The following is a 26,543-nucleotide window of genomic DNA, read 5'->3' as shown; positions in this document are numbered from 1 at the left end:
AGTGAAAGGACGTCTTCGCAAGATTGGCCCCTCACCCCAGCCCCCTCCCCCGGAGGGGAGAGGCAGACGTCAACGCGTCAGAGGAGCAGGCGGCGGATATCGCCGAGCTGCTGTGCGAGATAGGAAGCGAAGCGCGCGGCGAGTGCGCCGTCGATCACGCGGTGGTCGTAGCTGAGCGACAGCGGCAGCACCAGACGCGGCGCGAATTCCTTGCCGTTCCACACCGGCTTCATGGCGGCCTTGGACACGCCGAGGATGGCCACTTCCGGCGCGTTGACGATCGGCGTGAACGCCGTGCCGCCGATGCCGCCGAGCGAGGAGATGGAGAAGCAGCCACCCGACATTTCGTTGGGGCCGAGCTTCTTGTCGCGCGCCTTCTTGGAGATCTCGCCGAGCTCGATGGCCAGATCCAGCAGGCCCTTCTTGTCGCAGTCGCGGATCACCGGCACCACCAGGCCATCGGGCGTATCCACCGCGATGCCGATGTGGAAGTACTTCTTGAGGATCAGCTTCTCGCCGGTGACGTCCAGCGAAGCATTGAACTGCGGGAACTTCTTCAGCGCCGCAACGACGGCCTTGATCTGGAACACCAGCGGGGTGATCTTCAGGTCCTTGTTCTCATCGCCGAGCTTCTTGCGGAAGGCTTCCAGCTCGGTGATATCGGCGTCTTCGTGCTGGGTGACGTGCGGAATCATCGCCCAGTTGCGCGCGAGGTTCGCACCCGAGATCTTCTGGATGCGCGACAGCGGCTTCTCTTCGATCTCGCCGAACTTGCTGAAATCGACCTTCGGCCACGGCAGCAGGTTGAGGCCACCGCCGGCGGCCACGGGGGCACCGGCCGGGCGCGCGCCGGAGGCCAGCGCGTGTTTCACGTAACCAGTGACGTCGTCGCGCTGGATGCGGCCACCACGGCCCGAACCCTTCACCTGGCGGATGTCCACGCCCAACTCGCGCGCGAAGGCGCGGATAGCGGGACTGGCGTACGGGGCATCACCCGGCATGACGATGTTGGAGTCGAACGGCGGGCGCGCGGTCGGCGCCACGTCGCCTTCCGGCACGTTGCCCGGGAGCACGCCGCGGCCACCCATGGGTTCGGGCTTCTCCGCGACCTGGGGTGCCTCCACCCTGGCGGCGGCCGGCGCGGGAGCCGGCGCAGCGGCGGGCGCGCCACCGGCGGCTTCGACCAGCGCGATGACGCTGCCTTCGGACAGCTCGTCGCCCAGCTTGACCTTGATGTCCTTCACCACGCCCGCGAACGGCGCCGGCACTTCCATCGTGGCCTTGTCCGATTCCAGCGTGATCAGGCCCTGGTCCTTGGCGATGCTGTCGCCCACTTTCACCAGGATCTCGATGACCGGCACGTTCTCGCTGCCGATGTCAGGCACCTTCACTTCCTGCACGCCACCGCCGCCAGCGGCGGGCGCGGCGGCCGGTGCCGGCGCGGGAGCCGGAGCGGGGGCTGCCTTGGCGGGCGTTTCCACCTTGGCCGGCGCAGCCTGCGTGGGAGCAGGCGCGGCCGCTTCGCCGTCGGCTTCGATGATGGCGATGAGCGTGCCTTCGGACACCTCGTCACCCACCTTCAGCTTGATTTCCTTCACCGTGCCCGCGAACGGGGCCGGCACTTCCATGGTCGCCTTGTCCGATTCCAGCGTGACCAGGCCCTGCTCTTTGGCCACCTTGTCGCCGGGTTTCACCAGCACTTCGATCACCGGCACATTCTCGCTGCCGATATCGGGAACGCGTGCTTCTTTAAGGTCGGCCATGGTTTCTCCTACGGATGGCGATGGCGAGCCGGCGGGGATGACGGCCGCGTAAGGCTTTAATCATAGCGAACGAGACCCGGTTCCGGACGCTTTTGGATCGGTTGAAGGCACCATTCGCATACGTATGCACGACTTTTTTCCGGCCTGGCGGACGATCTGTCGCAGGAACATCGAAAACGGCGATCCATCAGGCCTTCCCGGTGCATTCCACTTGGTCAGGTGGTCTGCTCCGGCAACGCCCCTCGCACCACCGCCACCTCGCGCTGCGGAACCGGGATGCTGACGCCTTCGGCATCGAAGCGCTCCTTCACCGCGCGCAGGACATCGGTCTGCGTGGCCCAGGAATCGCCACTGCGCGTAAAGGCGCGCATCACCAGCACCACGGCGCCCTGATCCAGGCTGTCCAGCCACACGCCTGGCGCGGGATCGGTCAGGATGCGCGCGTCGGCGGCGAAAAGCTGGCGGATCAGGTCCATCGCCTTGCCGATGTCGTCCTTGTAGCCAATGCCCACTTTCAGCTCGAAACGCCGCGTACCGCGCCGGTTGAAATTGATGATGGCGTCCGAGCCGATCTTGGCGTTCGGCACGATCGCCTCGCGGTTGTCCGGCATGACCAGCAGCGTGTACATCAGGCTGATGCCTTCCACCGTGCCTTCGATGGCGCCGGCGCGAACGTAATCGCCCACGCTCAACGGGCGGAACAGGATCAGCAGCACGCCCCACGCCAGATTGCTGAGCGAGCCCTGCAGCGCAAGGCCGATGGCAAGGCCGCCCGCGCCCAGCGCCGCCACCAGCGGGGCCGACGGCACGCCGGCCTGTTGCAGCGTCATCACGATCAGCACCGAGACCAGCACGCCGTAAATAAGGTTGCGCAGGAAGCCGGTCAGCGTCGGGTCCAGGTTGGCGCGATGCATGGCCCGCCGCCCTATGTTGGCCACGCGCGCGGCCAACCATAGCCCGACCAGCAGCATCACCAGGGCGAGGCTGAGGTTGATGAGCATGGTGATGCTGCGCTCGGAAAGCGGCAGGCGGGCCAGGAGCTGGTGCATGGATGGTGGTCCCTCGGATGACAAACCTCGCGAGCCTAGCAGTCGGTCAATCAAGGTTCCGTTGTCCTGGCGCAGGCAAAACGGACCATGCCGGGAACCGGCATGGTCCAAACGTCGTGCTGGGGAGCCCCGACAGTGGATCAGTACGCGAAGTCGCCTCTGCCGGCGCGCGCACTGTCCGTGGCTGTAATCAGCTTCTTGTTGTCCTGGTCACGGCTGGGCCTGGGTGCGCGAACCGTGGCGCTGGCGGAAAGGAAACCGTGTTGCGGCGCATCGAACGAACCCGGTCCCGGGTACCGTGCAAGCCATCAGGGTGGTGCGCATCCTGCTCCCTCCGTGTGCTGTCTGGGCGCGTATGCCGCGCGTCATTCAGGGGCACGATGCAGCACGGCACGACACGCCGGCATGGGCCGCTCGTCATGCCGTGTCGTCGGTCATGGCGTGCCTTCCGGCCTATGACGCAGCGCACCTAGGAATGCCTTTCCGGCCACGCTAAGTTCGGGGTTCGGTAACGCGAATCGCCACGGGGAGGCGGGGGATGCGGGACGGGTGCGATGTGGTCGTGGTGGGAGCCGGCCTCGCAGGGCTGGTGGCCGCCACGGAGCTGGCTGACGCCGGCAAGCGCGTGCTGGTGCTGGAGCAGGAACCGGAACAAAGTCTGGGGGGACAGGCGTTCTGGTCGTTCGGAGGGCTGTTTTTCGTCGACTCGCCGGAGCAACGGCGCATGGGCGTGCGCGACTCGCACGCCTTGGCGCTCGCCGACTGGATGGGTACCGCGGCATTCGATCGCCCTGAAGATCACTGGCCGCGCCGCTGGGCCGAAGCCTATGTCGATTTCGCCGCTGGCGAAAAGCGCGCGTGGCTGCACGCCATGGGCATGCGCTGGTTTCCCGTGGTGGGTTGGGCCGAGCGCGGCGGCCACGGCTCGATCGGCCACGGCAACTCGGTGCCGCGTTTCCATGTGACCTGGGGCACCGGCCCCGGGGTGATCGAACCGTTCGTGCGGCGTGCGCGCGAGGCACAGGCAAAAGGCCTGCTGCAGTTCGGCTTCCGCCATTGCGTGGATGAACTCATCGTGGAAGGCGGCGCCGTGACCGGTGTGCGCGGCAACGTGCTGACGCCCGATGGCACGGAACGCGGCAAACCCAGTTCACGCGACGTGATGCATGGCTTCGAGCAGCATGCGCAGGCGGTGATCGTGGCGTCTGGCGGTATCGGCGGCAATCATTCGCTGGTACGGCAGAACTGGCCCGAACGCCTTGGGCCGCCGCCGGTCCACATGCTGAGCGGCGTGCCGGCGCACGTGGATGGCCGCATGCTCGGCATCAGCGAAAGCGTCGGCGCGCGGCTGATCAACCGCGACCGCATGTGGCACTACGTCGAAGGCATCGAGAACTGGAACCCGATCTGGCCCCGGCATGCGATACGCATCCTTCCAGGCCCGTCGTCGTTCTGGTTCGATGCCACCGGCCAACGCTTGCCAGGGCCTTTGTGGCCGGGCTTCGACACCCTGGGCACGCTCGAACACCTGCGGCGCACGGGCCATGACTACAGCTGGTTCATTCTCGACCAGCAGATCATCCGCCGCGAGTTCGCGCTATCGGGCTCGGAACAGAATCCCGACCTGACCGGCAAGAGCTGGCGGCAGGTAGCCAAACGCGCGATCGGTAAAAACGCGCCGGCGCCGGTGGAAGCCTTCAAGCAGCATGGCCGCGATTTCGTCGTGCGCGACACGCTGGAGGAACTGGTCGCCGGCATGAATGCACTGGCGAACAATACGCTGCTGGATGCCGCGCATATTCGCCGCGAAATCGAGGCACGCGACCGGCAGTTCGACAATCCGTTCGCCAAGGACAGCCAGGTGATGGCTATCCACAACGCACGGCGTTATCGCGGCGACCGGCTGGTGCGCGTGGCGAAGCCGCACAGGCTGCTCGATCCCGCGAACGGTCCGCTCATCGGCGTGCGCTTGAACATCCTCACGCGCAAGACGCTGGGCGGTCTGGAAACCGATCTGGACGCACGCGTGCTTGGCCCGGATGGCCAGCCGCTGCCGGGCCTGTATGCGGTGGGCGAGGCGGCGGGCTTCGGTGGCGGCGGCCTGCACGGCTATCGCGCGCTGGAGGGCAGTTTCCTGGGCGGCTGCCTGTTCTCCGGCCGCGTCGCGGGGCGTGCCGCGGCAAAGGCCGTCGCGTGAGCGCGCATGCCCTGCCCCGCATCGCCATCTATGGCGCGGGCAGCGTCGGCGGTTACCTCGCTGCCCGGTTGCATGAGCATGCGCGGATCACCTGCATCGGACGCCGTCGCGTGATCGATGCATGGCGCATCCACGGCGGCCTCGACTGGAGCGATCTGCGTGGCGGTCACGAACACGTCGCCACCCGCGACGTGGAATTGCAGGTCGATCCGTTTGCCGCCGCCAAGGCGCATCTGGTGCTGGTGACCGTGAAATCGGCAGCGACGGAAACCGTCGCCCGGGAACTGGCAGAAGTCATTGCACCCGGCGTACCCGTGGTGAGCTTCCAGAATGGCCTGCACAACGCCGCCCTGCTGCGCGATGCGCTGCCGGGACACCCGGTGCTGGCCGGCATGGTGCCGTTCAACGTGCTCCAGCGCATTCCCGGCGATTTCCACCAGGGCTCCGGCGGTGAGCTGATGGTGGAAGCCCACGATGCGCTGGCGGCCTTCCTTCCCGTGTTCCAGGCATCGGGCCTGCCGCTGATGCCGCGCACCGACATGCCCGCGGTACTGGCCGCCAAGCTATTGCTCAATCTCAACAACGCCATCAACGCGCTGTCGAACGTGCCGCTGAAGGAAGAGCTTTCCCAGCGCGACTGGCGCCGCTGCCTGGCGTTGGCCCAGCGCGAAGCGCTCGCCGTATTCGATGCCGCGGGCACGCTTCCCGCCAGGCTCACGCCGCTACCGCCGCAGTGGTTGCCGCGCGTGCTCGAGATGCCTGACGCATGGTTCCGCCGCCTCGCCTCGCGACTGCTGGCGATCGACCCGGTGGCGCGCTCGTCCATGTGGGAAGACCTGGAACGCGGCCGCCCGACCGAAGTCGATGCCATCAACGGCGAAGTCGTACGGATCGCCCGTGAGCATCATGTTGCCGCGCCGGTGAACGCACGCCTGGTGGCGCTGGTGCATGAAGCCGAGCAGACGCGCCGTACCTGGAGTTCACAGGAGCTGCTCTCGGAACTGCACGACGCCCAGGCAACGCCTAACGCGTAACGGTGGGAGCGCACCCTGTGCGCGACTGCGGCGCATGATGCGACTGCGCCGTGCGGTTGTCGCGCACAGGGTGCGCTCCCACAAGAAAAGCTCGGCGCTTACTCCTCCGCCGCGCCGTACAACTCCCGCCGCAGATCACGCAGCGAAAAGCTCTCCCACACCGCCACCACCACCAGCACCACGGTGGTCGCCAACGCCAGCGACAACACCGTCATGCCATGAGCCGGCCACAGCAGCATCGCCAGCATCCCCAGCCCGGCCAGGTGCGACAGCGGCATGTTTGTCTGGTTGACCGACTGCTTGAACAACGCATTGCCCAGCAGATAGAGCGCCGGTCCACCGAGCAGCACGGCGATCTGCGCCGTATCCGCCTGCGCATGCGGCTGGGCCAGGCTCAACTCGTCGCCCACCGCGCTCACGATGATGCCGGCGACGATCAGCAGGTGCAGGTAGGTGTAGGCGATCCGTGCGGTGCGCCCCGGATCGGCCGAGTGGCGAATCGAACGGCTGCCCCGCTCCACGCCCATGTCGAAATAGATCCACCACATCGCCACGCAGCCGATGAAAGCCGTGACACAGGTGAACCACAGGTCTGCCGTACGGGCACTGTCCGCGAACGTGCTGCCCATCACCACCACCGATTCCCCCAGCGCGATGATGACGAACAGGCTGCAACGCTCCGCCATGTGCCCACCCTCCACATCCCATTCGCGCGTGGAAGACCGCCCCAGGCCCGGCACGTAGAAGAACGCCGCCGGCCCGAGATACTCGATGCCCAGCGCCACCACCCACCACGCCAGGCGCGCCTCGCCGGATGCAAAGGCGCCCACCAGCCACAACACGCCCGTGACCGTCAGCCAGGTAGTGATGCGGTAGAAGTTGAACCGCGCCGCCTGATTCGCGTGGCGCAGCGCCCAGACCATGAACAGCGAACGCCCCACCTGCATGGCGACGTAGGCCATGGCGAAAACCTTGCCGCGCCCGTCGAAGGCCAGGGGCAATGCGGTCGACAGCAGCAGGCCGGCGAACATCAACGCCAGCACCAGCAAGCGGACGGCCAAACGTTCGGGATCGAGCCAGTTGGTGATCCAGCCGGTGAAGATCCATACCCACCACACCGCCAGGAACAACAACAGCACGCGCACCGCCCCCATCGCGGTCAGGTCGTGCAGCAAGGTGTGGGACAACTGCGTCACCGCATAGACGAACACCAGGTCGAAGAACAACTCGACATTGGTGACCTTGCCGTGGGTGCCCGGCTGTCGCGGGCGCAACAGGCCGGGCGAGGGGTGTTCCGCCGCGTGGGGCACTTCGGACATGGCGATCTCCCTGGTATCGCCACCCTTATCGCACGGCCGGCAGGCACGCCGCCATCGTCTCAGCGACCGTCGTCGCGGATGCCGGTGACCTTGCCCTCGGCCACGGTGATGGTGACGAGCCGGTTGCCCTGGCGATACTGCCATTGCTCACCGCCGGAAGTGCTTCCCTTAGCGCCCTTCTTGCGACCCGACGTGTTGCCGGACGACGACTTGTTCGCCTTGGCATGCGTGCGGTAAGCCGGCTTGCCCAGCAGTTCGATCACTCGCGTGGCGCTGTCGCCCACCACCAGCACCTGACTGCCCACGCGCAGGGTTCCGCCGCCGGCATGCGCCGCGCACGCCAGCACCAGGCCCACCAGTCCAAGATATCGACGCATCGCCCACTCGCTCTTCCATGCGCGTCGCCGCGCGGAAGAGTCACCTTATCGAGGCCATGCGGGACGACAGAATGCGTTGGACGCCGTCGCCGCCTGTCAGCCATGCCCGCACGCGGGCGTCATTCGCCGGCGAGCGGGCGGAGCGCTCAGCGCGAGCGATCCGCGATGTCCGACACCTTGCCGTTGATGATGGTGATGATGACGATGCGTCCGTCGTCGCGCGCGTACTGCCAGCGCTCGCCCTGGTATCCGCCGTAATCACTCTGCACGGGCTCCTTGAAATCGGGCTTGCCCATCAACTGCATGGCGCGCACGGCGCTGTCGCCCACGGTAAGCACCTCGCTGCCGACACGATAAGTGTTGCTGGCATAGGCGGATGCGCTCAACAGCAGCAGGGCGGTGAGGAGATAGCGGCGCATGATGAACTCCGTGTCGTCGGTAACGCTCAGAAAACCGCTCAGAAGCCGGCGCCCGGGCTCGCCATATACGCTTGCTCCGCAGGCGTATCGGTACGGCCAAGGACGGCGTTGCGGTGGGGAAACCTGCCGAACCGCTCTATCACATCGTGGTGGTGGCGGGCGTAATCAAGGAAGTCGTCGAAACGGGAACGCGTCGCCGCCGGCTGGCTCGCCGCAAGGCCTTCGAACAGGCGCACGCAATGCTTCTGCAGATCCGTGCTTTCCGCATGTTCCAGCGGCAGATAGGCAAAGACGCGCTGGAGTGGCGACAACCCCAGGTCAAGCCCGCGCGCCATGCCCTCCAGGGCGATGGCCTGCGTGGCCTGATCATCCGACCAGGCGCGGGCGTCGTTGCGGTAGAGGTTCCGGCTGAACTGGTCGCGCACGATCAGCAGGGCCAGCCAACCATCGGGCGTCTGCGCCCAATCGTCCAGATCGCCGCGCCGGGCCGCCGTCAACGTGTCGCCGAAACGCTCGCGGATGCGTGCATCGAAGGCGTCGCTGCGCGCGAACCAGAGCGCCTCGGTGGCACTGTCGAACCAGAAATCCAGCACGTCCGCGGGAGTCGATGGCACACAGGTTCCTTGTGTGGATGAAGCGGCCGGTCAACCGTGGTTGGTGCCGGCCAGGCAGTGCATATCCTTATGGATGCCGTAGAGGCGGGACAACTGGACTCTCAGCACACGCGCCGATTCGCCGGAGGCCTGCGCCATCTGCTGCTCGAAGCTGTTCAGGAGGGCGCATTCGTTTCGCGCCAGGTAGTGCACCCACGCCGAATCGCGGTTGGAGGCCAGCCCGGTGACCATCGCCGCCAGCGCGCTGCGGATGGCTCCCGTGAGCGTCCCGTGACGGGCCGGTGTGCGGCCACTGGCGTGTACCTGTGCCTGCAGATCGCCGATCAAGGCGTCGAGCGTCTGCAGGTTCTCCGCCAGCAAAGCCTGCAGACCGGGCTCGCGGACGTCAGCCAGGGCCCGGCGATACAGGTCCCGGTCATCGATGCCCCGTCGGATGAGGGCGTTGTAGTGTGGTACCCGCGACACGAGGTCGCCTCCTGCGGACTGCTGAGCCTGAAACGGTGGCGGACGACATCCTCGCGCTTCGCCACTTAGCGGAAGGTTAATCACGGGCGAAGCAGAGACCCTTGCTCAGCCGCGGTTTTACTGCCCGACCTGAAGCAGGTTCAGGGGTTGCCCGCCAGCGCCGCGAATCCCCTGCTGCAGCTCGGCCAGACGCTGAACCGCCGGGCACAGCGCCTGCACCTGGGGCGAAAGCGCCTGCATCCGCTGCTCCAGGCGGGGGCGCAGCTGGGTGGCGAGATCCGCCGCGGTGTCGCGCAGACTGGCCGCGGCCTGCAGGTCGCCGGTCATGGCCGCGTTCATGGCCTGCTGACCCAGGTCGTTGGCCAGCAGCGGCATCAGGTCGGAGGCCAGCTGGTTGGCGTACTGGTCGGCCAGGTTGCCCTGCCAGTCGTGCGTGCTGTTGCTGGCAGCGATGCGCTGCTTGAGCTCCACGGCACGTGTGGCCACGCGACGGTCGAGCTCGGTCCGCGTGGCGGCGTCCAGCGAGAGCCGCGCGCCTTCGTCATGCATGGCGGCGGCCAGCATGTCCACGCCGTTGGATGCCACCGCCTTCACGCGTGGCATCAGGGCGCGCAGTTCGCGCTCGAACAGGGCCAGCCGGTCTTCGTCATCGGGCCGCAACGAGGCCACGGCCCCATCGGTGCGCAGGCTGCCATCGTGCATCACCACCACGCGGGGCGAGGGCTGCGGCCGGTCAAACTGGAGGTGATCCGGCGCCACGGTGAGGTCGTAGCTGCTGGTCGCATGGCAGGTGGTGGCCAGGTCCTGCGCATGCAGGGCCAGGCTGGCGAAGGAGAACATCAGGAGAACGGACAAACGGCGCAGGCGCATGGGAAAAACCGGAACGGACGATGCCGCAGCGATAACCTGCGCTGCGGCAACCGAACCTGAATAAGCCAACGCGAAGTAAGTATCGCCTTAACGCGCCCTGCGCAGGGTACGGAACTGTTGGCGCACCGCAGGTTGCCCCAGCCGCCAGGCCAGCCACAGCAGCAGCGGGCCACCCACAACCTTGATGCCCATGGCGATGAGGAAACTGCGATGCATATGGGCAAGCGCCATTTGCGAGGCGGTATCCAGCGATGACTGCGCGTTCGTCATCGCCACGCCCTGGCTGAATTCGTGCCATTGCGAGAACAGCATCAGGCCGCCGACCAGCCCCCAGCCCACAGCCAGCAGCACGCAGGCCACCTGCAAGGCGGAACGCGCCCACGCCTGTCGAAGAATGGCGCCCGCGCAGATCACCACCAAGGCGAACGCCGCGAGGAAATAGAGCACATCCCAGGCCAGCATCTTCTGCAGCTGCACGATATCCCCCGTGTCCGACGCCGGCAGCGGCTGCAGCGCATGCCACAGCTGCTGGGCGTGCGTCACGTACTGCAGGCAGCCGTATGCCGCCAGCAACAGGATCAGCCACACCAGGATGCGCCAGAACGCAAAGCCGTCGTGCCGGGAGCTTTCAGTACGCATGGCGAGCGGCATCAGGAGGAGGCCTTCAGCGTGGCCAGGTCGGACAGCACCTGCGCCGAATGCTTCTCGGGATCCACATCCGGGTAGACCTTGGCGATCTTGCCCTGCGGATCGATCAGGAACGTGGTGCGGCGTGCGTACTTGAAGCCCAGCTTGGAAGTGAGCACGCCGTAGGCCCGGGCGGTGGCGCCATCGGCATCGGAGAGCAGCGGGAACGGCACGTGGTATTTGGCGGCGAATTCGGCGTGCGATGTCACGTCATCCAGGCTCACGCCCAGCACGTCGGCGCCTTGCTGGCGCAGTTTGGCCACGTCATCGCGGAAGGTGCAGACCTCGGTGGTGCAACCAGGCGTGAAGTCCTTCGGATAGAAGTACAGGACCACCCAATGGCCCTTGTGATCGGCCGGCATGTGCCACTTGCCATTCTGATCCTGCAGGTGGAAATCGGGAGCCGCCTGGCCGGCCTGGGGCATCGGGGGCGCGGAATCGCCGGCATAGGCCGGGGCCAGCAGCCCGGTCAAGAGACCAAGCAACAACAGGAACGACAGGCGACGCATGACCACACTCCAACCGGGAATGTCGCAGAGTGTACGCGTACCAAAACAAAGGGCGCCACGCGGCGCCCTTTGTGTGCTGCAACAAGGCCAGGCTTACTTGCGGGTGATGGAGAACGCACCCACCGACACACCCAGGTTGATGCCCTCGCCGCTGCCGTGCAGGGCCAGCGAGGTGGTGCCCTTGCTCAACACCTGCGCTTCGCCGCTCTTGATCACACCGGCTTCGGCACTCGCCTGCGCGTAATCGCCGAACACGTCGTCGATGCTGCGCACGTGGGTGATATCGCCCTTGCCGTTATCGATGCGGTACTTGCCGGCCGTGAGGCCACCACCGTTGACCGAGATCTTCACGTGGGCCTTCTGGCCGTTGCTGCAGACCACGGTACCGCTGCCCGACGCATGCTTGTAGATAACCGACCACCCGGAGAGGCTGAAGGTCAGGTCGCACTTCACTTCCGCCTCGGCCGCCCGGGCCGGTGCCGACGGCAAGGCCGTCATCGCACCCGCGCAGGCCAGAACCAGGGCCGCCATACCGAACGTACGCTTGATCATCGCAGTCTCCTTGTCATGGGTCCGAACTCGGGACGACACCTGCCATTCTCGCCAGCAACACTGAACGCCCGCAGATGCTCGCGAGGTCCATCGTCGGCAGTTCCTGTGAACGCCACGTGGAATCGACGGAGCGATTCGTGAATGGCGCTTCATCGCATGCCTTCGCCACCCTGGAAAAACCAGTCAGGACCGTGGGTTGCGCGCGCAGGCAGCCGGCCTTCAAGGGTGCAGCCGCCCGCCGGATCGGCCAGCGGATCGAAACATGCTGCGCACGATGGCGCAGGCGGTCGCCGAGGATTACGCTGGGATCACGATCCGAAAAACCCGGTGGGCGAACGTCCCTGGACCGGATGCGCCAGGTCCGTTGCCGCCGCCCGCCCGCGCCAAGAGACAGTACATGATCAAGTACTCGCTGGTCGGCTATGACGGTTCCGCCACCTCGCAGCGCGCGGTCCGCTTCGCGGTGGAAATGGCCCAGGCCACGGGCGGTCGCGTGCGCGTGGTGACCGTACTGCAGCTGACCGAAGGCAGCGCCGACACCTGCGCGCTGATGATGACCGACCAGGGCGGCACGCGTTGCTCCCGCCTGCTCGAAGAAGTAAAGCAGCTCGTGCCCGATGCCGCGACGCTGATCGACGCGGAAGTCGTGCGCGGCAGTCCGGGCGACGTGCTGCTCGAACAGGTGCGCCGTCACGGCGTCGATCACATCGTGATCGGCCATACCGGGCGGGGTGTCCTGGCACGCTGGCTGCTCGGCTCGGTGTCCGGCGATGTCCTGGAACGCGCCCACGTGCCGGTGACCGTGGTCCGCTGACCAGCCGGCCCTCTCGCCCCGCCGGGTCGGCGCTCGTTAATCCCCTGTGGTCGTCTCGAAGTATGCTGTCACAAGACCGTCATGCCAGGCTGGCGCCGTGCCCGCGTTGAACCAGCCCTCTGGCCCCGCACAGGAATGCCCGCGTGAGCTACACCCAATCGTTGCCCTGGACTGTGGAAAGTCTGGACTTCAGCCAAATCGAAATTCAGCGCGTTCGCCAGAACGAAGACCTGTTCTTCCTGCTTTGCAGCGCCTCGTTCGTCGAGAGTGGCTCGGACCTGTATACGCACAATCTCGTCGACCACTTCGCCGGCGACGAAACCCTGCAGACCTGGCTCAGCCAGCATTGGGAACACGAAGAACTACAGCACGGCCGCGCCCTCGCCGCCTACGTGAAGGCGGTGTGGCCGGAATTTGACTGGGACAAGGGCTTCGCCTCGTTCTGGGCCGAGTACGGTGCCGTGTGCACCGCCGAGCAACTGGAAGCAAGCCGCGGCCTGGAACTGGCCGCCCGCTGTGTGGTGGAAACCGGCACCGCCAGCCTCTATCGCGCGCTCAACGACATCACCGACGAACCGGTGCTCAAGCAGCTCACCGGCCACATCAAGAGCGACGAAGTCCGTCACTACAAGCACTTCTATCAGCATTTCCGCCTGTACCGGGAGCGCGAGGGCTTCAGCCGCTACAAAGTGTTCCGCACCATCCTGCGCCGCCTCAACGAGATCCGCAGCGAGGACAGCGACATCGCCCTGCGGCATGTGTTCGACCAGTGCTATCCGCATCTCAAGGACAACCAGGCGGAGTTCAAGCGCATCACCGGGCGTGCGCAGGGTTTGCTGAAGCGCAATATTCCGGCGGAGATGACGGTGAAGATGTTGCTGAAGCCGCTGGAGTTGCCGCCGCGGTTGCAGAATGCGATGGAGAAGCCGCTGGCGAAGTTGGCGGAGCGGTTGTTTCTCAACTGATCGGGGTGCTGTCTTCCTCTCCTTAGGGTGAGACGGCCATGGGGCGGCGTTGGCGAGCTGTTCTTCAGGCATGCTGGCCGTGTGGCCTCACTAGAGCCGTCATCCCGGCGTCCCACCGGGACTAGCTTCGCGTCGCGGGCCGGAGGCGCTTTTCAACAGCCGTATGGCTGGTCATCCAGTTTCGGCTAGGTTGGGTCTTCGCCTCGTGCGTTATCGCGACCTGGCCGCTTACGCAGCGGGCGTTTCGACCTTCTGCCGAAGGCCGAGTCACTTTTCTTTTGCTGGCCCAAAAGAAAAGTAACCCAAAGAAAATGGCCTGAAGAGCCAGAGCTGGCAGCATTCTGTGGGGACAAGCCCGAACGGTTGAGGCAGGTCGCTACTCGGCTACCTCCGCCTCTACACAGCGTGTCATTCCAAGCGCTTCGCAACGCGCCAGAGCGATGAGGACTTAAAGCAGCCCCTCGCTTCGCTTTGGCGTGGTCGGGACCCGCACGGTCGCCCGCTTTTCTCTTTTCTGTGGGAGCGCACCCTGTGCGCGACAACCTAACGGAGCGGTGACTACGAGACGCCGCTGTCGCGCACAGGGTGCGCTCCCACAAGGGACTCGCCTCTTTGGATGCTTCGCCAACGGCTCGGCTTCTTACTTCGGCTTTTAGCTTTTAGCTTTGGCTTTTGGCTTTGGCTTTTAGCTTTTGGCTTTTGGCTTTTGACCTACCGGGTCCCCGTATGACGCGGCGGGCGGGTGGAGATCAGGCCCCGCAGGGGTGCCAGGGAGGGATCCCTGGCACTTTTCGTCGGGGCAGGATGCCCCGTCGAAAAGCCCGGAACCCGCCCGCGTACCTTCCGGGCTGCAAGCCCGGAAGGCGCGTCATCCGGGGGGCCCTTCTCTTTGGTTACTTTCTCTTGGGCAAGCAAGAGAAAGTGACCCGCCCTCCGGCAGGAGGGCGGAAGCCCGCGGCAGGCGAGCCAGGTCGCCACAACGCGACAACCGAGCACCGAGGCTCTGGATCCCGGCCTGCGCCGGGATGACGGCTAAAGGACGAGGCGGTGAGGCCAGGTTGCACCCCTCACCCCAACCCTCTCTTCAATCCTCAACACCCCAGCCTTCCAAGACTGCTCCCGCGCCCCCAAAGAAGCAGAGAGAAAGGAACCGGCACGTCCACAACCCACGACCCATACCAAAGCGGCGAAACCATCACCCGCTTCAGCAAGCGCCAGCTACTTCGCCGGCCTCGGCGCCTCCTCAACCTCTCGCGGCTTGCCCTCCTGCGGCGCGTTGAGCTGCTTCAGGTCCACCGGCCGGATCTGCTTGATAAAGCACGGTGCATCCTGTGGCCCCGTGAGCACACGGTCAAACTTCACCGACACCTCGCTGGCGCTCGAGGTCAGCCCGATGTGGTTGGTGAATTCCAGGTTGCTGCAGCGACCGTCGAGGTCGATCAGCCAGGCCTCGTTCGCGCGCGTATAGACGGCCAATTGCCGGTCACTGAGCGGCTCCCACGACCATAGGCTGAAATAGTGGAAGCTGTTGACCGGGGTGCCGGCGGCGGCCGCATAGGCCTGCCGCCGTGCGTCCATGCGCGAGGTGTAGTCCGCGCCGACGCGGGCGCAGCCGCTGAGGGCGGCAACCACCGCGACGGCGGCAAGAACGGTTTTCACTGCCATGACCTTCATCTCCATGAGTGCTGTACGTGCAAACGCGTGAACTGCCTGCGCGTGGACGTTATTTTTTCTTCGCCGGGGACTTGCTCACTGCCTGCCACTTGGCCGGATCAAAACCGCCGGTTTCGAACACCAGCGTCACCTTCTTCTCACCGTCCTGCAGCGTGACGTCCATGGTGATCTTCTTGGCCTTCTCCAGCTGGGCGATGAAACCCTTGTCGTCCTTGAACAGCAGCGCAGGCTCGCCCGTGGTCGGCGCGAAGGCGCTGATGGTGCCGGGTTTGCCGTCGAACGTGGCCTTGATGGAGCAGACGCCCTTGCACACGAAGCCGTGCGGACCGCCGTTGAACAGGAAGGCGTTTTGCCCCCACTCGGTATGGCGGCGCAGCACCAGGCGCACGCGGTCTTCACCCGCGGGCTGGCTGGTGTAGATGGTGGCGGTCGATTGCGTGCCGCCCTCCATGGGCGACACCTGGTAGAGCCACAAACCGGCGAGCCGGTTCTTTTCGCTGTTCTCGGTGTAGCGCTTCTCGATCGCCGGCAGGGTTTCCTGCACTTCCTTGGCCGCCGCGCTATTGGGATAGCGATTGAGGATGTCCTTGCCCATGGTCACCGCCATCTCGTCGTTGCCGATGCGCAGGAGCTGGCGATAGGTGTCGAGCTTGCCGGCGGAGTCGTCGGCAGGCGCCTGCTGCGGGGCCTGGGCCTGGTCGCCGGACTGGGAGCAGCCCACCAGTGCGAGCAAGGTGCCAAGGGTGGTGGCGGCAAGGCGAAGGCGCTGTGTCATGGAAGGTATCCCGTTGCGGTTAGACGGTTAGAGTGGAACGAGGTCCAGGGGCGTTGCAACCTTGCCTCCCCTTCGTTGCAGGAGCGTCGATCAAGCGCCGACAGGCACGTCGCCAAAGCGCTCGCGCAGTTGGGTACGGAAGCGCCGGCTGCACGGCAGCGTGGCGCCATCGCGCATGGTCAGCCGGGCGTCGCCCGTGTCCAGCGGCTCCATCTCGGCGAGATAGTCCAGGTTCACCAGATAGCTGCGGTGCACGCGCACGAACCGCGTGGGGTCGAGCCGCTCCTCGATGCCGGCCATGGTGGCGCGCAGCGGATAGTCGCGACCGCGCACGTGCAGGTTCACGTAGTTGCCGGAGGCCTGCAGCCATTCGATCTCGCGGGCTGCAATGAGGAACTCCTTGCCCAGCTTGCGCACCAGGAAGCGCTCGGGCCGGTCGACCGGCTCCACCGGTGGGCCCTCGTCCGGCTCGGCCAGCAGGCTGGCTTCGCCCTGCAGGCGCAGTACGAGCAGGCGATAGCCGCCGATGGTGGCCAGGAACAGGAAGTAGGTGCGGATGTCCTTCAGGTATTCGTAACCCAGCTGCCGCAGCCAGTCGTCCCCGAAGTGATAGCGCCAGTCCAGGATCATCCGGTATGCGATCAGGCGCAGCACGATCATCAGGCCGACATGCACCACGCAGAACGGCACGCTGAGCGCGATATGGATCTTCAGGTTCTGCCGCCAGGTATCCAGGCGGAGCGGCCAGCGGCGACTGGCCATGACCACGAACGGCAGCAGCGCCAGGATGACCACGCTGCTGCTCGCTTCCCAGATCCATGGCTCGATGCTCTGCGCGCGATGGCTCCGGTAGGTGACGTCGAACCACGTCACCATACCGTTGAACACGGTATTGACCAGCAGGACGACAACCCAGAAGCCGATCTCGAAAGGTCGGCGCCAGCGCTGAAAGCGGATGTAGTCGAACGACGAGGTCGTGGTCATGGCCGGGATTCTACGTGGGGCATGGTTTCAACCGCACATTTCGTCCCTTGCCACCCGCCACTCGTCCCCACTTTCGGTCAATCAATCACTTAGCGGGCGACCCGGGGCTGGCGACGGCGGAGCATGCGCGGCACTTTCCCACGGAGTTCTGTTCATGAACCGCCGCCATGACATCGACGCCTTGCGCGTCCTGGCCTTCGGCCTACTGATCGTCTACCACTTGGGCATGCTCTACGTGGGCCCGGCCGACGATTGGAAGTTCCATCTCAAGAGCAGCTATATCGCCGACTGGCTGGCCTACCCCATGATCGCCTCGGCGTTCTGGCGCATGGACCTGCTGTTCCTGATCTCCGGCATGGCGGTGCATTTCCTCCGTGGCCGCCTGAGCCTGCCGGCACTGGCGTGGAAGCGCACGACGCGCCTGCTGCTGCCGCTGTTGTTCGGCATGGCGGTGGTCATCCCCATTCAGCCTTATGTGCAGGGTGTGGTGAACGGGCTGGTGGCGCCGGGCTTTGGCCACTTCCTGCTGCGTTACTGGACCGGCGGCCCGTGGCCGGCGGGCGCGTTCGACGGCTGGCAGTTCGGCGTCACCTGGAACCACCTGTGGTACCTGCCGTACGTATGGCTCTACACCATGCTGCTGATCGCGCTGCTGCCGGCGCTGGAATCGTCATGGGGGCAGCGCGTGATCGGCGCCATCCATCGCCTGCGCGGCTGGCCGCTGCTGGTGCTGCCTGCACTGCCCTTGCTTGCGTACAACCTGTGGCTGGCGGCCCGCTTCCCCCAGAACCACGCCATGGTCGGCGACTGGTATGCCCATGCCTGCTACGCCACGATGTTCTTCTATGGCTACGCCATCGGCACGCATGCAGAACTCTGGGACGAGCTGGCGCGGCTGCGTCGGCGTTCGCTGGGCATGGCCGTGTTCTGCTTTGCCGCCTTCCTGCTGCTGGACCGCCTGAGCGACCTGATCGCCATCGGCGGCGGGTCGGCCCCCGGGCTGGCCGTGGGTCGCCTGGGCATGCTGTGTATGCACGCCCTGCGCTTCTTCTATATGTGGAGCGCCATTGCCGCGGTGCTGGGCTGGGGACACCAATACCTCAACCGCCCGTTCCGCTGGCTGCCCTATGCGCGTGAGGCCGTGTTCCCCTGGTACGTCCTGCACCAGAGCGTGATGCTCGCCGCGGCCTACTGGCTGCTTCCGCTCAAGCTCGGCCCCGTGCTGGAACCGACGCTGGTGCTGGCAGGCACGGTGGTCGGTTGCGCGGCGCTGCATGAGTACGTGATCCGCCGCACGCGCTGGCTGCGTCCGCTGTTCGGGCTTGACGCCGTGCCCCGTGCAGCACGGCGCGAACCCTCACTGACGGCAAGCACGCAAGGGGCGTGAGCATGACGGGCGGCGAGGCCTCAGGCCTCGCTGCCCGTGATGGAATCGAGCTGCTCCACGCTTTGGATGTCACCCAGCCAGACGTAGCGCGTCCAGGCCGGCTCGTCCGGCCGTTCGAGTCGCAGCACGCCGTTGATGCCTTCGTTTTCCTGAGGGTCGCGGAATACCTGCACGCTTGGGCTCTCGCACACCACGCCTTCACAGCAGGTGCCGTCGGCGAGCTGCAGCACCACGTGGCCGCCCGTCGGCAACTGCTCGATCAGGTCCTCCAGGCGCTGGATCATGGCGGGATCGGTATACACGCGTTCGGCAAACTGGCCCATGGTTCACCTCCTCGGCTGGCTTTCACACGCCCACCCTAAGGCGGCGGGGGGCAAGGCCCCATCACGCCGACGTGAAGCCGTGGTGCTTTGTCGCGCCGCTTCAGCCATCGATAATGATCCGGTCCCCGCAAGGATCTTCCATGGCGTCCTCCCCCGCGCAAGCTTCCGCGGATTCGTTGCGCTCACATCCGGCATTCGTGCAGTTCTGGTTCGCCCGGATCTGTTCGGGCTTTGGCTTCCAGATGTTGTCGGTCGCCGTCGGCTGGCAGATCTATGCCATCACCGGCCGCGCACTGGACCTGGGCCTGATCGGGCTGGTGCAGTTCTTCCCGTCGGTGATGCTCGCGCTGCCCGCGGGCCACGTCGCCGACCAGTTCGAGCGCCGCCGCATCGTGATGCTGGGGCAGATCGTGGACATGCTGGCCATCGCCGTGCTCGCCGCCATCACGCTGATGCGGCTTACGCACGAGACGATGATCCTCGCGCTGGTGTTCGTCATCGGCGTCGCCAAGGCATTCGAGTTCCCGGCATTGCAGTCGATGCTGCCCGCCCTGGTGCCATCGCCCATCCTGCCGCGCGCCATGGCCGCCAGTGCATCGGCGGGACAAGCCGCGATGATCCTGGGGCCTGCCGTCGGCGGCCTGCTTTACGTCGCCGGGCCGGGCACGGTCTACAGCGTCTGCGCGCTGCTTTATCTGGTCGCCGTCGTGCTGATGGCCCGCCTGCGTTACGAACAGGCACAGCCCAGGCGCGAGCCGGCCACCTTGAAGACCTTGTTTGCCGGCGTGCATTTCATACGCCATCGCCCCGACGTACTCGGCGTGATCTCGCTGGACCTGTTCGCGGTGCTGCTGGGTGGCGCCACCGCCCTGCTGCCCATCTTCGCCAGGGACATCCTGCATACCGGCCCGTGGGGACTTGGCCTGCTGCGCGCGGCACCGGCCGTGGGTGCGCTGTTGATGTCGCTGTGGCTCGCGCGTCATTCGATGGAACGACGGGTGGGGCCGATCATGTTCGCTTCCGTGGCTGGCTTCGGCGTGGCGACGCTGGTGTTCGCCGTATCGAAGGTGCTGTGGCTATCGCTGGCCGCCCTGTTCGCACTGGGCGCGCTCGACATGGTGAGCATGGTGATCCGTGGCGCGCTGGTGCAGCTCGATACGCCGGACGACATGCGCGGCCGCGTCAGCGCGGTGAATGCCATCTTCATCAATACATCGAACCAGCTGGGCGAGTTCGAATCCGGCCTGCTCGCCGCCTGGGTGGGCGCGGTCAACGCCACGGTGATCGGCGGCATCGGCACGCTGGTGGTGGTGGGTCTGTGGATGGCCATGTTTCCCACGCTGCGCCGCCGGCAGAGCCTTCGCGCGGACGTGCCCCAGGAACCGGCAGGCGCGGAAGCCACGCTCTAAAAGCCGGCTCACCATCCCCTTCATGCACCAAGTTTCCCTCACCGTCATTCCCGCGAAAGCTGGAATCCAGTGCCTTTAGGCTCTGAACACCACGGAAAAAGACGCTGGATTCCCGCTCTTGCCCCCTTTTCGGGGTTCGCGGGAATGACGGTGAGGGGGACGGAGTGTCTAGCAAGATTTTGAATAGGCTCAAAGAGCGTGAACAAGCTCTACCGCGGCCTCCGTTCTCAATAGCGTCCGCCACCGCCACCGGACCAGACACCGAAGCGCACTGGTTTGATCCGCATCAATGGCGACGCCCAGGCGCCCGATAGCATGGGCCACCCTTTCCTGCGTGCCATGCCATGAATGTGGATATCGCGATCGTCGGCGGCGGCCCCGCCGGCCTGTGCCTCGCCCGATCGCTGGCGGACTCCGGCCTCAGCATCCTGGTGATCGAACAACAAGCGCGGGATACCTTGCACGAGCCACCGTTCGACGGGCGAGAGATCGCGTTGACGCCCCGCTCCGTGCGCATCCTCGATGAGCTCGGCATCTGGCAGCGGCTTGGCCCCGTGGACGCATCGCCACTCCGCAGCGCACGCGTGCTCAACGGGCACGGACGGCATGGCCTGCACGTCACGCCGTGTGACAGGCACGACAACGAACTGGGCTTCCTCGTGCCGAACGATCGCATTCGCCGCGCCGCGTTCGCCAGCATCGAACACGAGCCGCGCGTGACGCTGGCATGCGGCACCTCGGTGGAAGGTGTCACCTGGGATGGCGACGCGGCGCACCTGCACCTGTCCGATGGCAGCAAGGTGTCCGCACGACTGGTCGTCGGCGCCGACAGCCGCTTCTCACGCGTGCGACGCGATGCCGGCATCGCAGCCGATATGCACGACTTCGGCAAGACCATGCTGGTCTGCCGCATGGCATTGGAGAAGCCCCACGCTGGCGAAGCGCTGGAATGGTTCGGCCATGCACAGACCCTGGCCGCGCTGCCCCTGCACAACGGCGAAGCATCCATCGTCGTGACCTTGCCGCCACACGACATGCAGCGGCTCATGGACAGGGACGACGACGCCTTCAACGCGGAGATGCGCCGTCGTTTCGATCACTATTTCGGTGACATGCGACTGGTGTCGACGCGGCACACCTATCCATTGGTCGGCGTGTATGCGCGCCGATTCGTCGCGCCGCGCTTCGCCCTGGTCGGCGACGCGGCCGTGGGCATGCATCCGGTCACCGCCCACGGCTTCAACCTGGGGCTGCGCAGCATCGACACGCTTGCCTCGCTGATCCGGCGCGCGGCAGCTGGCGGTGGTGATATCGCCTCGCCCGGGCTGTTGCAGCGCTATCAGCGCATGCACCGGCTCGCCACCTGGCCGCTGTACGCCGCCACCATGGCCATCGTCACCATGTACACCGACGATCGCCCGATCGCACGCCGTGCCCGCTCGGCGCTGCTGCGGGCCAGCCAGGCGCTGCCCCCAGTCCGGCATGCCATTGCGCATGCGCTCGCGGCAGACAGCCACGACAGTTCCAGCCATTACCGACATAACGGCTGAACAGGCCGCTTCATCATTTACGCACCGCTCACACCGCCGCTGGCAACGTGAGAACCCTGTCTCGCAAGGAGGACGCCATGAGCCGCCACCATGACCTTGAGAACACCGTCAACGGCGTCCGTGACCGCGTGCGGCACTATGCCGGCGAGGCCGCCAGCCGGGCGGACGATCTGATGGAGCGCGGCCGCGACGCCGGCCGCCGCTTTGGCCGCAGCCGCACCGCGTACGCGCGGCGCATCGGCCACGCCGCAGAGGATTTCGCCGACGAGGCCAACTACCAGTACCGCCGCCTGCGCCGCCACGTCACCCGCCATCCGGTGGCGACCACGGCGATCGTGGCCGGCACGGTAGGGGCATTCTTCCTGCTGCGGCATCTTTTCCGCAGCCGCGACGATGATTGATTTGTGCTTTCCGACAGTGAGTACGAACCCGCCGAAAGGCGGGTTTCTTTTTGGACGGCTGTTTGTGCAGATCGCCGTATCTGTGGGAGCGCACCCTGTGCGCGACGGCTCGCACAAACATGTCTCGTCGCGGGTTTGTCGCGCACAGGGTGCGCTCCCACAAAACCGGTCAAAGAAAAACGCCGCGGGTGACCGCGGCGTTTTTGTCTTGCATCAGCGGTACGGGCTTTCGCCTCAGACCGTTTCGGGATTCGGCTTGTCCGGATCCAGCTTGTAGGTCTTGATGGCGCGGGCCACGTCCTTCGGATTGACCTTGCCTTCCTTCGCCAGGGCGGAAAGGGCGGCCTGGGCGATCCAGTAACGATCGACCTCGAAGAAGCCACGCAGGTGCTCACGCGTATCCGAGCGACCGAAACCGTCGGTGCCCAGCACGGTGAAGCGCATGCCGTCCGGCATGAAGGCGCGGATCTGGTCGGCGTATTCGCGCACGTAGTCGGTGGCGGCCACGGCCGGACCCTGGCGGCCCTGCAGCAGGCTGGTGACGTACGGCACGCGCTGCTCGGCTTCCGGATGCAGGCGGTTCCAGCGCTCCGCATCGAAACCGTCGCGACGCAGCTCGACGAAGCTCGGGCAGGACCAGATGTCGGCGGTGACACCAAAATCCTTCTCCAGCAGCTCGGCGGCGGCGATGACTTCGCGCAGGATCGTGCCCGAACCCATCAGCTGCACGCGCGGCTCGCCCTTCTTCGGCTTGCCGGCATCCTTGAACAGGTACATGCCCTTGATGATGCCTTCCTCGACGCCCTGCGGCAGATCGGGGTGGCTGTAGTTCTCGTTCATCACGGTGATGTAGTAGTAGACGTCTTCCTGCTCCTGCACCATGCGACGGGTGCCGTCCTGCAGGATCACCGCCACTTCGTACGAGAAGGTCGGGTCATACGACTTCACGTTCGGGATGGCGCCGGCCATCAGGTGCGAGTGGCCGTCTTCGTGCTGCAGGCCTTCGCCGTTGAGCGTGGTACGACCGGCCGTGCCGCCGACCAGGAAGCCGCGCGCGCGCATGTCGCCCGCCGCCCAGGCCAGGTCGCCGATGCGCTGGAAGCCGAACATCGAGTAGTAGATGAAGAACGGCAGCATCGCCTGGTTGCTGATGCTGTAGCTGGTCGCCGCGGCCATCCAGGCGGCCATGCCGCCGGCCTCGGAGATGCCTTCCTGCAGCACCTGGCCCTTCTGGTCTTCGCGGTAGTACAGCAGCTGGTCGGCGTCCTGCGGACGGTACTTCTGGCCGAACGGCGCGTAGATGCCGATCTGGCGGAACATGCCTTCCATGCCGAACGTGCGCGCTTCGTCGGCCACGATGGGCACGATGCGCTCGCCGATCTGCTTGTCGCGCAGCAGCAGGTTCATGCCGCGCACCAGCGCCATGGTGGTGGAGATTTCGCGCTCGCCCGTGCCCTTGGTGATCTGCTCGAATGCCGACAGTTCCGGCGTCTTGAGCTTGGCGTCGGCATGGCGGCGACGCTGCGGCAGGAAGCCGCCCAGCGCGCGGCGACGCTCCAGCATGTATTCCACTTCCGGCGAGTTCTTGCCCGGGTGGTAGTACGGCACGTCGGCCAGCTTGTCGTCCGACACCGGGATGTTGAAGCGGTCGCGGAAGTGGCGCACAGCGTCGGCATCCAGCTTCTTCTGCTGATGCGTCGGGTTCTGCGATTCGCCGGCCGCGCCCATGCCGTAACCCTTCACCGTCTTGGCGAGGATCACGGTCGGCATGCCCTTGGTCTTGGTGGCCTGGTCGTACGCCGCGTACACCTTGTGCGGATCGTGGCCACCGCGGTTGAGGCGCCAGATGTCGTCGTCGGACAGGTTGGCGACCATCTCGCGGGTTTCGGGGTACTTATTGAAGAAGTGCTCGCGCGTGTACGCGCCACCGAAGGCCTTGCACGCCTGGTACTCGCCGTCGACGGTTTCCATCATCAGCTTGCGCAGCACGCCCTTGGTGTCACGGGCAAGGAGCGGATCCCAGTAGCTGCCCCAAACGACCTTGATGGCATTCCAGCCGGCGCCACGGAACACGCCTTCCAGTTCCTGGATGATCTTGCCGTTGCCGCGCACCGGACCGTCCAGGCGCTGCAGGTTGGCGTTGATCACGAACACCAGGTTGTCCAGGCCTTCGCGGCCGGCCAGCGAGATGGCGCCCAGCGATTCGGGCTCGTCGGTTTCGCCGTCGCCCATGAAGCACCAGATCTTGCGGTCGGTCTTGGGCATCAGGCCGCGATGTTCCAGGTACTTCCAGAACTGCGCCTGGTAGATGGCCTGGATCGGGCCCAGACCCATCGACACCGTCGGCACCTGCCAGTAATCCGGCATCAGCCACGGGTGCGGGTACGAGGACAGGCCACGGCCATGGCCGGCCACTTCCATGCGGAACAGGTCGAGCTGTTCTTCGGAGATGCGGCCTTCCAGGAAGGAACGCGCATAGACGCCCGGGCTGGAGTGGCCCTGGTGGAACACCAGGTCACCCGGGTGATCGGCGCTCGGTGCGCGCCAGAAATGGTTGAAGCCCACGTCGTACAGCGTCGCCGACGAGGCAAAGGAAGCGATATGCCCGCCCAGCTCGCCCGGCTTGCGGTTGGCGCGCACGACCATGGCCATCGCGTTCCAGCGGATCAGCGTGCGGATACGCCATTCCATCGCCGCGTCGCCCGGCATCTTGGCTTCGTTGCCCGGCGAAATGGTGTTGACGTATTCGGTGGTCGGGTTGAACGGCAAGTAGCCGCCGGCCCGGCGCGTCGAATCGACCATCTTCTCCAAGAGGTAATGCGCGCGCTCGGTGCCATCGTGGTTGATGACGGCATTGAGCGATTCGACCCATTCCTGGGTTTCGGTCGGGTCGAGGTCTTGATGAAGGATGTCGTCGAGCTGATCCATGGGGAGCTTCTCTCCGCGGCGCCGGGGGCATGGCGCGGCTATGGGTGGATCGCCTCCGGGTGAGAGGCGGGAAACCCTCCGAGTGTAGCTCCGGCGGGGTTTTTCGCCAATTGGATCGAGACAATACGGGGGCGAATGGAGGGTGTTGGTGGGTTTGATGTCGTTGGGAAGCGGGTGAGTCTGACTGGGTGGGGGAATCCCTCACTAACCGATTTGGATCCGTTGGGCCGGGGCGCGGCAGCGTTGGCGTTGGCGTTGGCGTTGGCGTTGGCGTTGGCGTTGGCGTTGGCGCTGAGCTGAGCTTTTTTGCTCCCTCTCCCCTTCGGGGAGAGGGTTGGGGTGAGGGGCGGGTGCTCGCCTCATCGCTTCATGCTTTAGCCGTCATCCCGGCGTAGGCCGGGATCCAGAGCCACGGTTTTCAGTTGTCGCGATACGGCGACCTGGCCGCCTACGCGGCGGGCGTTCCGACCTCCTGCCGGAGGCCGGGTCACTTTTCTTTGCTTGCCCAAAGAAAAGTAACCAAAAGAAAGGGCACCCCCATCGCGGCGCTGGCCGATAGAGCTGGCCAGTGCGTGAGGGTCGGCCGGGCTTTTCGACGGGGCTCCTGCCCCGACGAAAAGTGCCTGGCATCCATGCCAGGCACCCCTGCGGGGCCTGATCGACCGCCCCTCACCGCCGCTCAAGGGGGCCCGAAGGCCAAAAGCACCAAGCGCACGACTCGTGCAGCTGCGCTGCACATCGCGTCGTAGAACGAGGCGATGTGGCTCAAAGTGCGGTCGATGACGGCGCACGTTGGTGTTGATCAGATGCGGACTCCGCAAGTCCGCCCCGGATTTTCGCTGCGCTTCATCCGGGCTACGCATAGCGTGTTCGCCACGAATGCACTGCTTTAAGCCCTCTTCGCGATGGCGCGTTGCGAAGCGCTACGGAGTACCCGCTATGTAGCGGCGAAGGTTGCCGAACCCCACGATTCCTCAGCCGTTCGGGCTTTTCCCCCACGGAATGCAGAGCTCCTCAACGCATCGGCGCCTTGCGGCGTAGCCGTATCGCCTGTCGGATGGATCGATCAGTGCCGAGTACCGAAGCCTTCAAGGCTCGTATTCAACACGACGCTACCGGAGCTCTGAAGGCCATTTTCTTTGGGTTACTTTTCTTTTGGGCCAGCAAAAGAAAAGTGACTCGGCCTTCGGCAGAAGGTCGAAACGCCCGCTGCGTAAGCGGCCCGATCGCGGAAGCGCTTGAGGGAGTCGATAGCCAATGCCCTCCGCGCGATAACCGAGCGCAAAGTCACCGGCCCCCTGCCTTCGCAGGGGTGACGGCTAAAGAAGGAAACGGTGAGGCGAACACCCGCCCCTCACCCCAGCCCTCTCCCCGAAGGGGAGAGGGCGAAAAAAACGCCCTATCGAACAGTGAACAGCTCCCTCAACCATCCAACCACCAAAACAAAAACGGGACCCTCAAGGTCCCGTTCTCGCCAA

The 26,543-nt window shown here is 65.6% G+C and carries 24 protein-coding genes; 8 read left to right on the top strand and 16 right to left on the bottom strand.

The features are described from left to right. Positions 1 to 77: 77 nt before the first annotated feature. Positions 78 to 1,763 carry a dihydrolipoyllysine-residue acetyltransferase gene (gene aceF, locus HY57_RS05395; RefSeq protein ID WP_019465815.1) on the bottom strand — a complete coding sequence of 562 codons (1,686 nt, stop codon included), beginning with the start codon at positions 1,761 to 1,763 and terminating at the stop codon, positions 78 to 80. A 215-nt stretch (positions 1,764 to 1,978) separates the two neighbouring features. Continuing rightward, positions 1,979 to 2,812 (bottom strand): mechanosensitive ion channel family protein, encoded by an 834-nt coding sequence (locus HY57_RS05390; protein ID WP_019465814.1) that lies wholly within the window; start codon positions 2,810 to 2,812, stop codon positions 1,979 to 1,981. Between the two features lie 538 nt (positions 2,813 to 3,350). Here HY57_RS05390 and HY57_RS05385 point away from each other — a divergent pair. Both HY57_RS05385 and HY57_RS05380 read left to right on the top strand, forming a co-directional pair. After that, a complete protein-coding gene (locus HY57_RS05385; protein WP_019465813.1) occupies positions 3,351 to 5,009 on the top strand; it encodes an FAD-binding dehydrogenase in 1,659 nt (552 codons plus the stop codon). After that, complete coding sequence (locus HY57_RS05380) at positions 5,006 to 6,043, top strand: 2-dehydropantoate 2-reductase (protein ID WP_019465812.1); 1,038 nt, start codon at positions 5,006 to 5,008, stop codon at positions 6,041 to 6,043. The genes HY57_RS05385 and HY57_RS05380 overlap by 4 nt, the downstream gene beginning before the upstream one ends. Before the next feature lie 98 nt (positions 6,044 to 6,141). On the opposite strand, the gene HY57_RS05375 is transcribed toward HY57_RS05380, so the two are convergent. The 9 genes from HY57_RS05375 to HY57_RS05335 form a co-directional block, all read right to left on the bottom strand. Next, positions 6,142 to 7,362 (bottom strand): low temperature requirement protein A, encoded by a 1,221-nt coding sequence (locus HY57_RS05375; RefSeq protein WP_019465811.1) that lies wholly within the window; start codon positions 7,360 to 7,362, stop codon positions 6,142 to 6,144. A 59-nt stretch (positions 7,363 to 7,421) separates the two neighbouring features. Further along, positions 7,422 to 7,739 (bottom strand): DUF2845 domain-containing protein, encoded by a 318-nt coding sequence (locus tag HY57_RS05370; protein WP_019465810.1) that lies wholly within the window; start codon positions 7,737 to 7,739, stop codon positions 7,422 to 7,424. Between the two features lie 146 nt (positions 7,740 to 7,885). Beyond that, complete coding sequence (locus HY57_RS05365; RefSeq protein ID WP_019465809.1) at positions 7,886 to 8,158, bottom strand: hypothetical protein; 273 nt, start codon at positions 8,156 to 8,158, stop codon at positions 7,886 to 7,888. A 38-nt stretch (positions 8,159 to 8,196) separates the two neighbouring features. After that, positions 8,197 to 8,772 carry a DUF924 family protein gene (locus HY57_RS05360; protein WP_026034017.1) on the bottom strand — a complete coding sequence of 192 codons (576 nt, stop codon included), beginning with the start codon at positions 8,770 to 8,772 and terminating at the stop codon, positions 8,197 to 8,199. A gap of 30 nt (positions 8,773 to 8,802) precedes the next feature. Next, the gene (locus HY57_RS05355) at positions 8,803 to 9,237 is read right to left on the bottom strand and encodes a PA2169 family four-helix-bundle protein (RefSeq protein WP_019465807.1); all 435 of its coding nucleotides are present in this window, start codon (positions 9,235 to 9,237) and stop codon (positions 8,803 to 8,805) included. Between the two features lie 117 nt (positions 9,238 to 9,354). Then, positions 9,355 to 10,107 carry a DUF2884 family protein gene (locus HY57_RS05350; RefSeq protein ID WP_019465806.1) on the bottom strand — a complete coding sequence of 251 codons (753 nt, stop codon included), beginning with the start codon at positions 10,105 to 10,107 and terminating at the stop codon, positions 9,355 to 9,357. Positions 10,108 to 10,194: 87 nt separating this feature from the next. Further along, the gene (locus HY57_RS05345; RefSeq protein ID WP_144240777.1) at positions 10,195 to 10,746 is read right to left on the bottom strand and encodes a hypothetical protein; all 552 of its coding nucleotides are present in this window, start codon (positions 10,744 to 10,746) and stop codon (positions 10,195 to 10,197) included. An 11-nt stretch (positions 10,747 to 10,757) separates the two neighbouring features. After that, entirely contained in the window at positions 10,758 to 11,303 is a 546-nt protein-coding gene (locus HY57_RS05340) for a peroxiredoxin (RefSeq protein WP_019465804.1), read from the bottom strand. Between the two features lie 93 nt (positions 11,304 to 11,396). After that, entirely contained in the window at positions 11,397 to 11,855 is a 459-nt protein-coding gene (locus HY57_RS05335) for a hypothetical protein (protein WP_019465803.1), read from the bottom strand. A gap of 397 nt (positions 11,856 to 12,252) precedes the next feature. On the opposite strand from HY57_RS05335, the gene HY57_RS05330 reads away from it, so the two are divergent. Together HY57_RS05330 and HY57_RS05325 are read left to right on the top strand one after the other, a co-directional pair. Beyond that, positions 12,253 to 12,669: a universal stress protein gene (locus HY57_RS05330; protein ID WP_019465802.1), complete on the top strand. Its 417-nt coding sequence runs from the start codon at positions 12,253 to 12,255 to the stop codon at positions 12,667 to 12,669. A gap of 143 nt (positions 12,670 to 12,812) precedes the next feature. Further along, a complete protein-coding gene (locus HY57_RS05325) occupies positions 12,813 to 13,634 on the top strand; it encodes a ferritin-like domain-containing protein (protein ID WP_019465801.1) in 822 nt (273 codons plus the stop codon). Between the two features lie 1,218 nt (positions 13,635 to 14,852). On the opposite strand, the gene HY57_RS05320 is transcribed toward HY57_RS05325, so the two are convergent. The 3 genes from HY57_RS05320 to HY57_RS05310 all read right to left on the bottom strand — a co-directional run bounded on the left by HY57_RS05320 (position 14,853) and on the right by HY57_RS05310 (position 17,067). Beyond that, complete coding sequence (locus tag HY57_RS05320; protein ID WP_026033638.1) at positions 14,853 to 15,299, bottom strand: DUF6491 family protein; 447 nt, start codon at positions 15,297 to 15,299, stop codon at positions 14,853 to 14,855. A gap of 58 nt (positions 15,300 to 15,357) precedes the next feature. After that, positions 15,358 to 16,083, bottom strand: a complete 726-nt coding sequence (locus HY57_RS05315) for a hypothetical protein (protein ID WP_019463548.1) — start codon at positions 16,081 to 16,083, stop codon at positions 15,358 to 15,360. A 90-nt stretch (positions 16,084 to 16,173) separates the two neighbouring features. Then, positions 16,174 to 17,067 (bottom strand): LytTR family DNA-binding domain-containing protein, encoded by an 894-nt coding sequence (locus HY57_RS05310; protein WP_019463549.1) that lies wholly within the window; start codon positions 17,065 to 17,067, stop codon positions 16,174 to 16,176. 154 nt (positions 17,068 to 17,221) lie between these two features. Here HY57_RS05310 and HY57_RS05305 point away from each other — a divergent pair, with 154 nt between their 5' ends. After that, positions 17,222 to 18,454: an acyltransferase family protein gene (locus tag HY57_RS05305; protein ID WP_019463550.1), complete on the top strand. Its 1,233-nt coding sequence runs from the start codon at positions 17,222 to 17,224 to the stop codon at positions 18,452 to 18,454. A 20-nt stretch (positions 18,455 to 18,474) separates the two neighbouring features. On the opposite strand, the gene HY57_RS05300 is transcribed toward HY57_RS05305, so the two are convergent. Further along, on the bottom strand, positions 18,475 to 18,777 hold the full coding sequence (locus HY57_RS05300; protein WP_019463551.1) for a DUF3247 family protein: 303 nt from the start codon (positions 18,775 to 18,777) through the stop codon (positions 18,475 to 18,477). Positions 18,778 to 18,917: 140 nt separating this feature from the next. Between HY57_RS05300 and HY57_RS05295 the strand changes: the two genes are divergently transcribed. From HY57_RS05295 to HY57_RS05285, 3 genes are all read left to right on the top strand, one after another. Further along, a complete protein-coding gene (locus HY57_RS05295; protein WP_038579418.1) occupies positions 18,918 to 20,186 on the top strand; it encodes an MFS transporter in 1,269 nt (422 codons plus the stop codon). 344 nt (positions 20,187 to 20,530) lie between these two features. Further along, a complete protein-coding gene (gene ubiM / locus HY57_RS05290; protein ID WP_019463556.1) occupies positions 20,531 to 21,736 on the top strand; it encodes a 5-demethoxyubiquinol-8 5-hydroxylase UbiM in 1,206 nt (401 codons plus the stop codon). Positions 21,737 to 21,813: 77 nt separating this feature from the next. Beyond that, the gene (locus HY57_RS05285; protein ID WP_019463557.1) at positions 21,814 to 22,137 is read left to right on the top strand and encodes a hypothetical protein; all 324 of its coding nucleotides are present in this window, start codon (positions 21,814 to 21,816) and stop codon (positions 22,135 to 22,137) included. A gap of 234 nt (positions 22,138 to 22,371) precedes the next feature. Here the strand turns inward: HY57_RS05285 and aceE are convergent, their stop codons facing one another. Beyond that, positions 22,372 to 25,065: a pyruvate dehydrogenase (acetyl-transferring), homodimeric type gene (gene aceE, locus HY57_RS05280; protein ID WP_019463558.1), complete on the bottom strand. Its 2,694-nt coding sequence runs from the start codon at positions 25,063 to 25,065 to the stop codon at positions 22,372 to 22,374. Between the last annotated feature and the right edge of the window lie 1,478 nt (positions 25,066 to 26,543).

It is taken from the genome of Dyella japonica A8 (assembly GCF_000725385.1).
GTDB classification, from domain to species: Bacteria; Pseudomonadota; Gammaproteobacteria; order Xanthomonadales; family Rhodanobacteraceae; genus Dyella; species Dyella japonica_C.
The sequence above is the reverse complement of the archived record's forward strand: the minus strand, read 5'-3'. Positions and strand labels throughout refer to the sequence as shown.

What these genes read in the sequence shown, in the direction of transcription:
- HY57_RS05315 (WP_019463548.1), bottom strand. Translation starts at nt 16,083, where the DNA reads ATGACACAGCGCCTTCGCCTTGCCGCCACCACCCTTGGCACCTTGCTC.
- aceF (WP_019465815.1), bottom strand. Translation starts at nt 1,763, where the DNA reads ATGGCCGACCTTAAAGAAGCACGCGTTCCCGATATCGGCAGCGAGAAT.
- HY57_RS05305 (WP_019463550.1), top strand. Translation starts at nt 17,222, where the DNA reads ATGAACCGCCGCCATGACATCGACGCCTTGCGCGTCCTGGCCTTCGGC.
- HY57_RS05320 (WP_026033638.1), bottom strand. Translation starts at nt 15,299, where the DNA reads ATGGCAGTGAAAACCGTTCTTGCCGCCGTCGCGGTGGTTGCCGCCCTC.
- HY57_RS05285 (WP_019463557.1), top strand. Translation starts at nt 21,814, where the DNA reads ATGAGCCGCCACCATGACCTTGAGAACACCGTCAACGGCGTCCGTGAC.
- HY57_RS05295 (WP_038579418.1), top strand. Translation starts at nt 18,918, where the DNA reads ATGGCGTCCTCCCCCGCGCAAGCTTCCGCGGATTCGTTGCGCTCACAT.
- HY57_RS05365 (WP_019465809.1), bottom strand. Translation starts at nt 8,158, where the DNA reads ATGCGCCGCTATCTCCTCACCGCCCTGCTGCTGTTGAGCGCATCCGCC.
- HY57_RS05390 (WP_019465814.1), bottom strand. Translation starts at nt 2,812, where the DNA reads ATGCACCAGCTCCTGGCCCGCCTGCCGCTTTCCGAGCGCAGCATCACC.
- HY57_RS05300 (WP_019463551.1), bottom strand. Translation starts at nt 18,777, where the DNA reads ATGGGCCAGTTTGCCGAACGCGTGTATACCGATCCCGCCATGATCCAG.
- HY57_RS05310 (WP_019463549.1), bottom strand. Translation starts at nt 17,067, where the DNA reads ATGACCACGACCTCGTCGTTCGACTACATCCGCTTTCAGCGCTGGCGC.
- ubiM (WP_019463556.1), top strand. Translation starts at nt 20,531, where the DNA reads ATGAATGTGGATATCGCGATCGTCGGCGGCGGCCCCGCCGGCCTGTGC.
- HY57_RS05370 (WP_019465810.1), bottom strand. Translation starts at nt 7,739, where the DNA reads ATGCGTCGATATCTTGGACTGGTGGGCCTGGTGCTGGCGTGCGCGGCG.
- HY57_RS05340 (WP_019465804.1), bottom strand. Translation starts at nt 11,303, where the DNA reads ATGCGTCGCCTGTCGTTCCTGTTGTTGCTTGGTCTCTTGACCGGGCTG.
- HY57_RS05345 (WP_144240777.1), bottom strand. Translation starts at nt 10,746, where the DNA reads ATGCGTACTGAAAGCTCCCGGCACGACGGCTTTGCGTTCTGGCGCATC.
- HY57_RS05350 (WP_019465806.1), bottom strand. Translation starts at nt 10,107, where the DNA reads ATGCGCCTGCGCCGTTTGTCCGTTCTCCTGATGTTCTCCTTCGCCAGC.
- HY57_RS05385 (WP_019465813.1), top strand. Translation starts at nt 3,351, where the DNA reads ATGCGGGACGGGTGCGATGTGGTCGTGGTGGGAGCCGGCCTCGCAGGG.
- HY57_RS05335 (WP_019465803.1), bottom strand. Translation starts at nt 11,855, where the DNA reads ATGATCAAGCGTACGTTCGGTATGGCGGCCCTGGTTCTGGCCTGCGCG.
- aceE (WP_019463558.1), bottom strand. Translation starts at nt 25,065, where the DNA reads ATGGATCAGCTCGACGACATCCTTCATCAAGACCTCGACCCGACCGAA.
- HY57_RS05330 (WP_019465802.1), top strand. Translation starts at nt 12,253, where the DNA reads ATGATCAAGTACTCGCTGGTCGGCTATGACGGTTCCGCCACCTCGCAG.
- HY57_RS05375 (WP_019465811.1), bottom strand. Translation starts at nt 7,362, where the DNA reads ATGTCCGAAGTGCCCCACGCGGCGGAACACCCCTCGCCCGGCCTGTTG.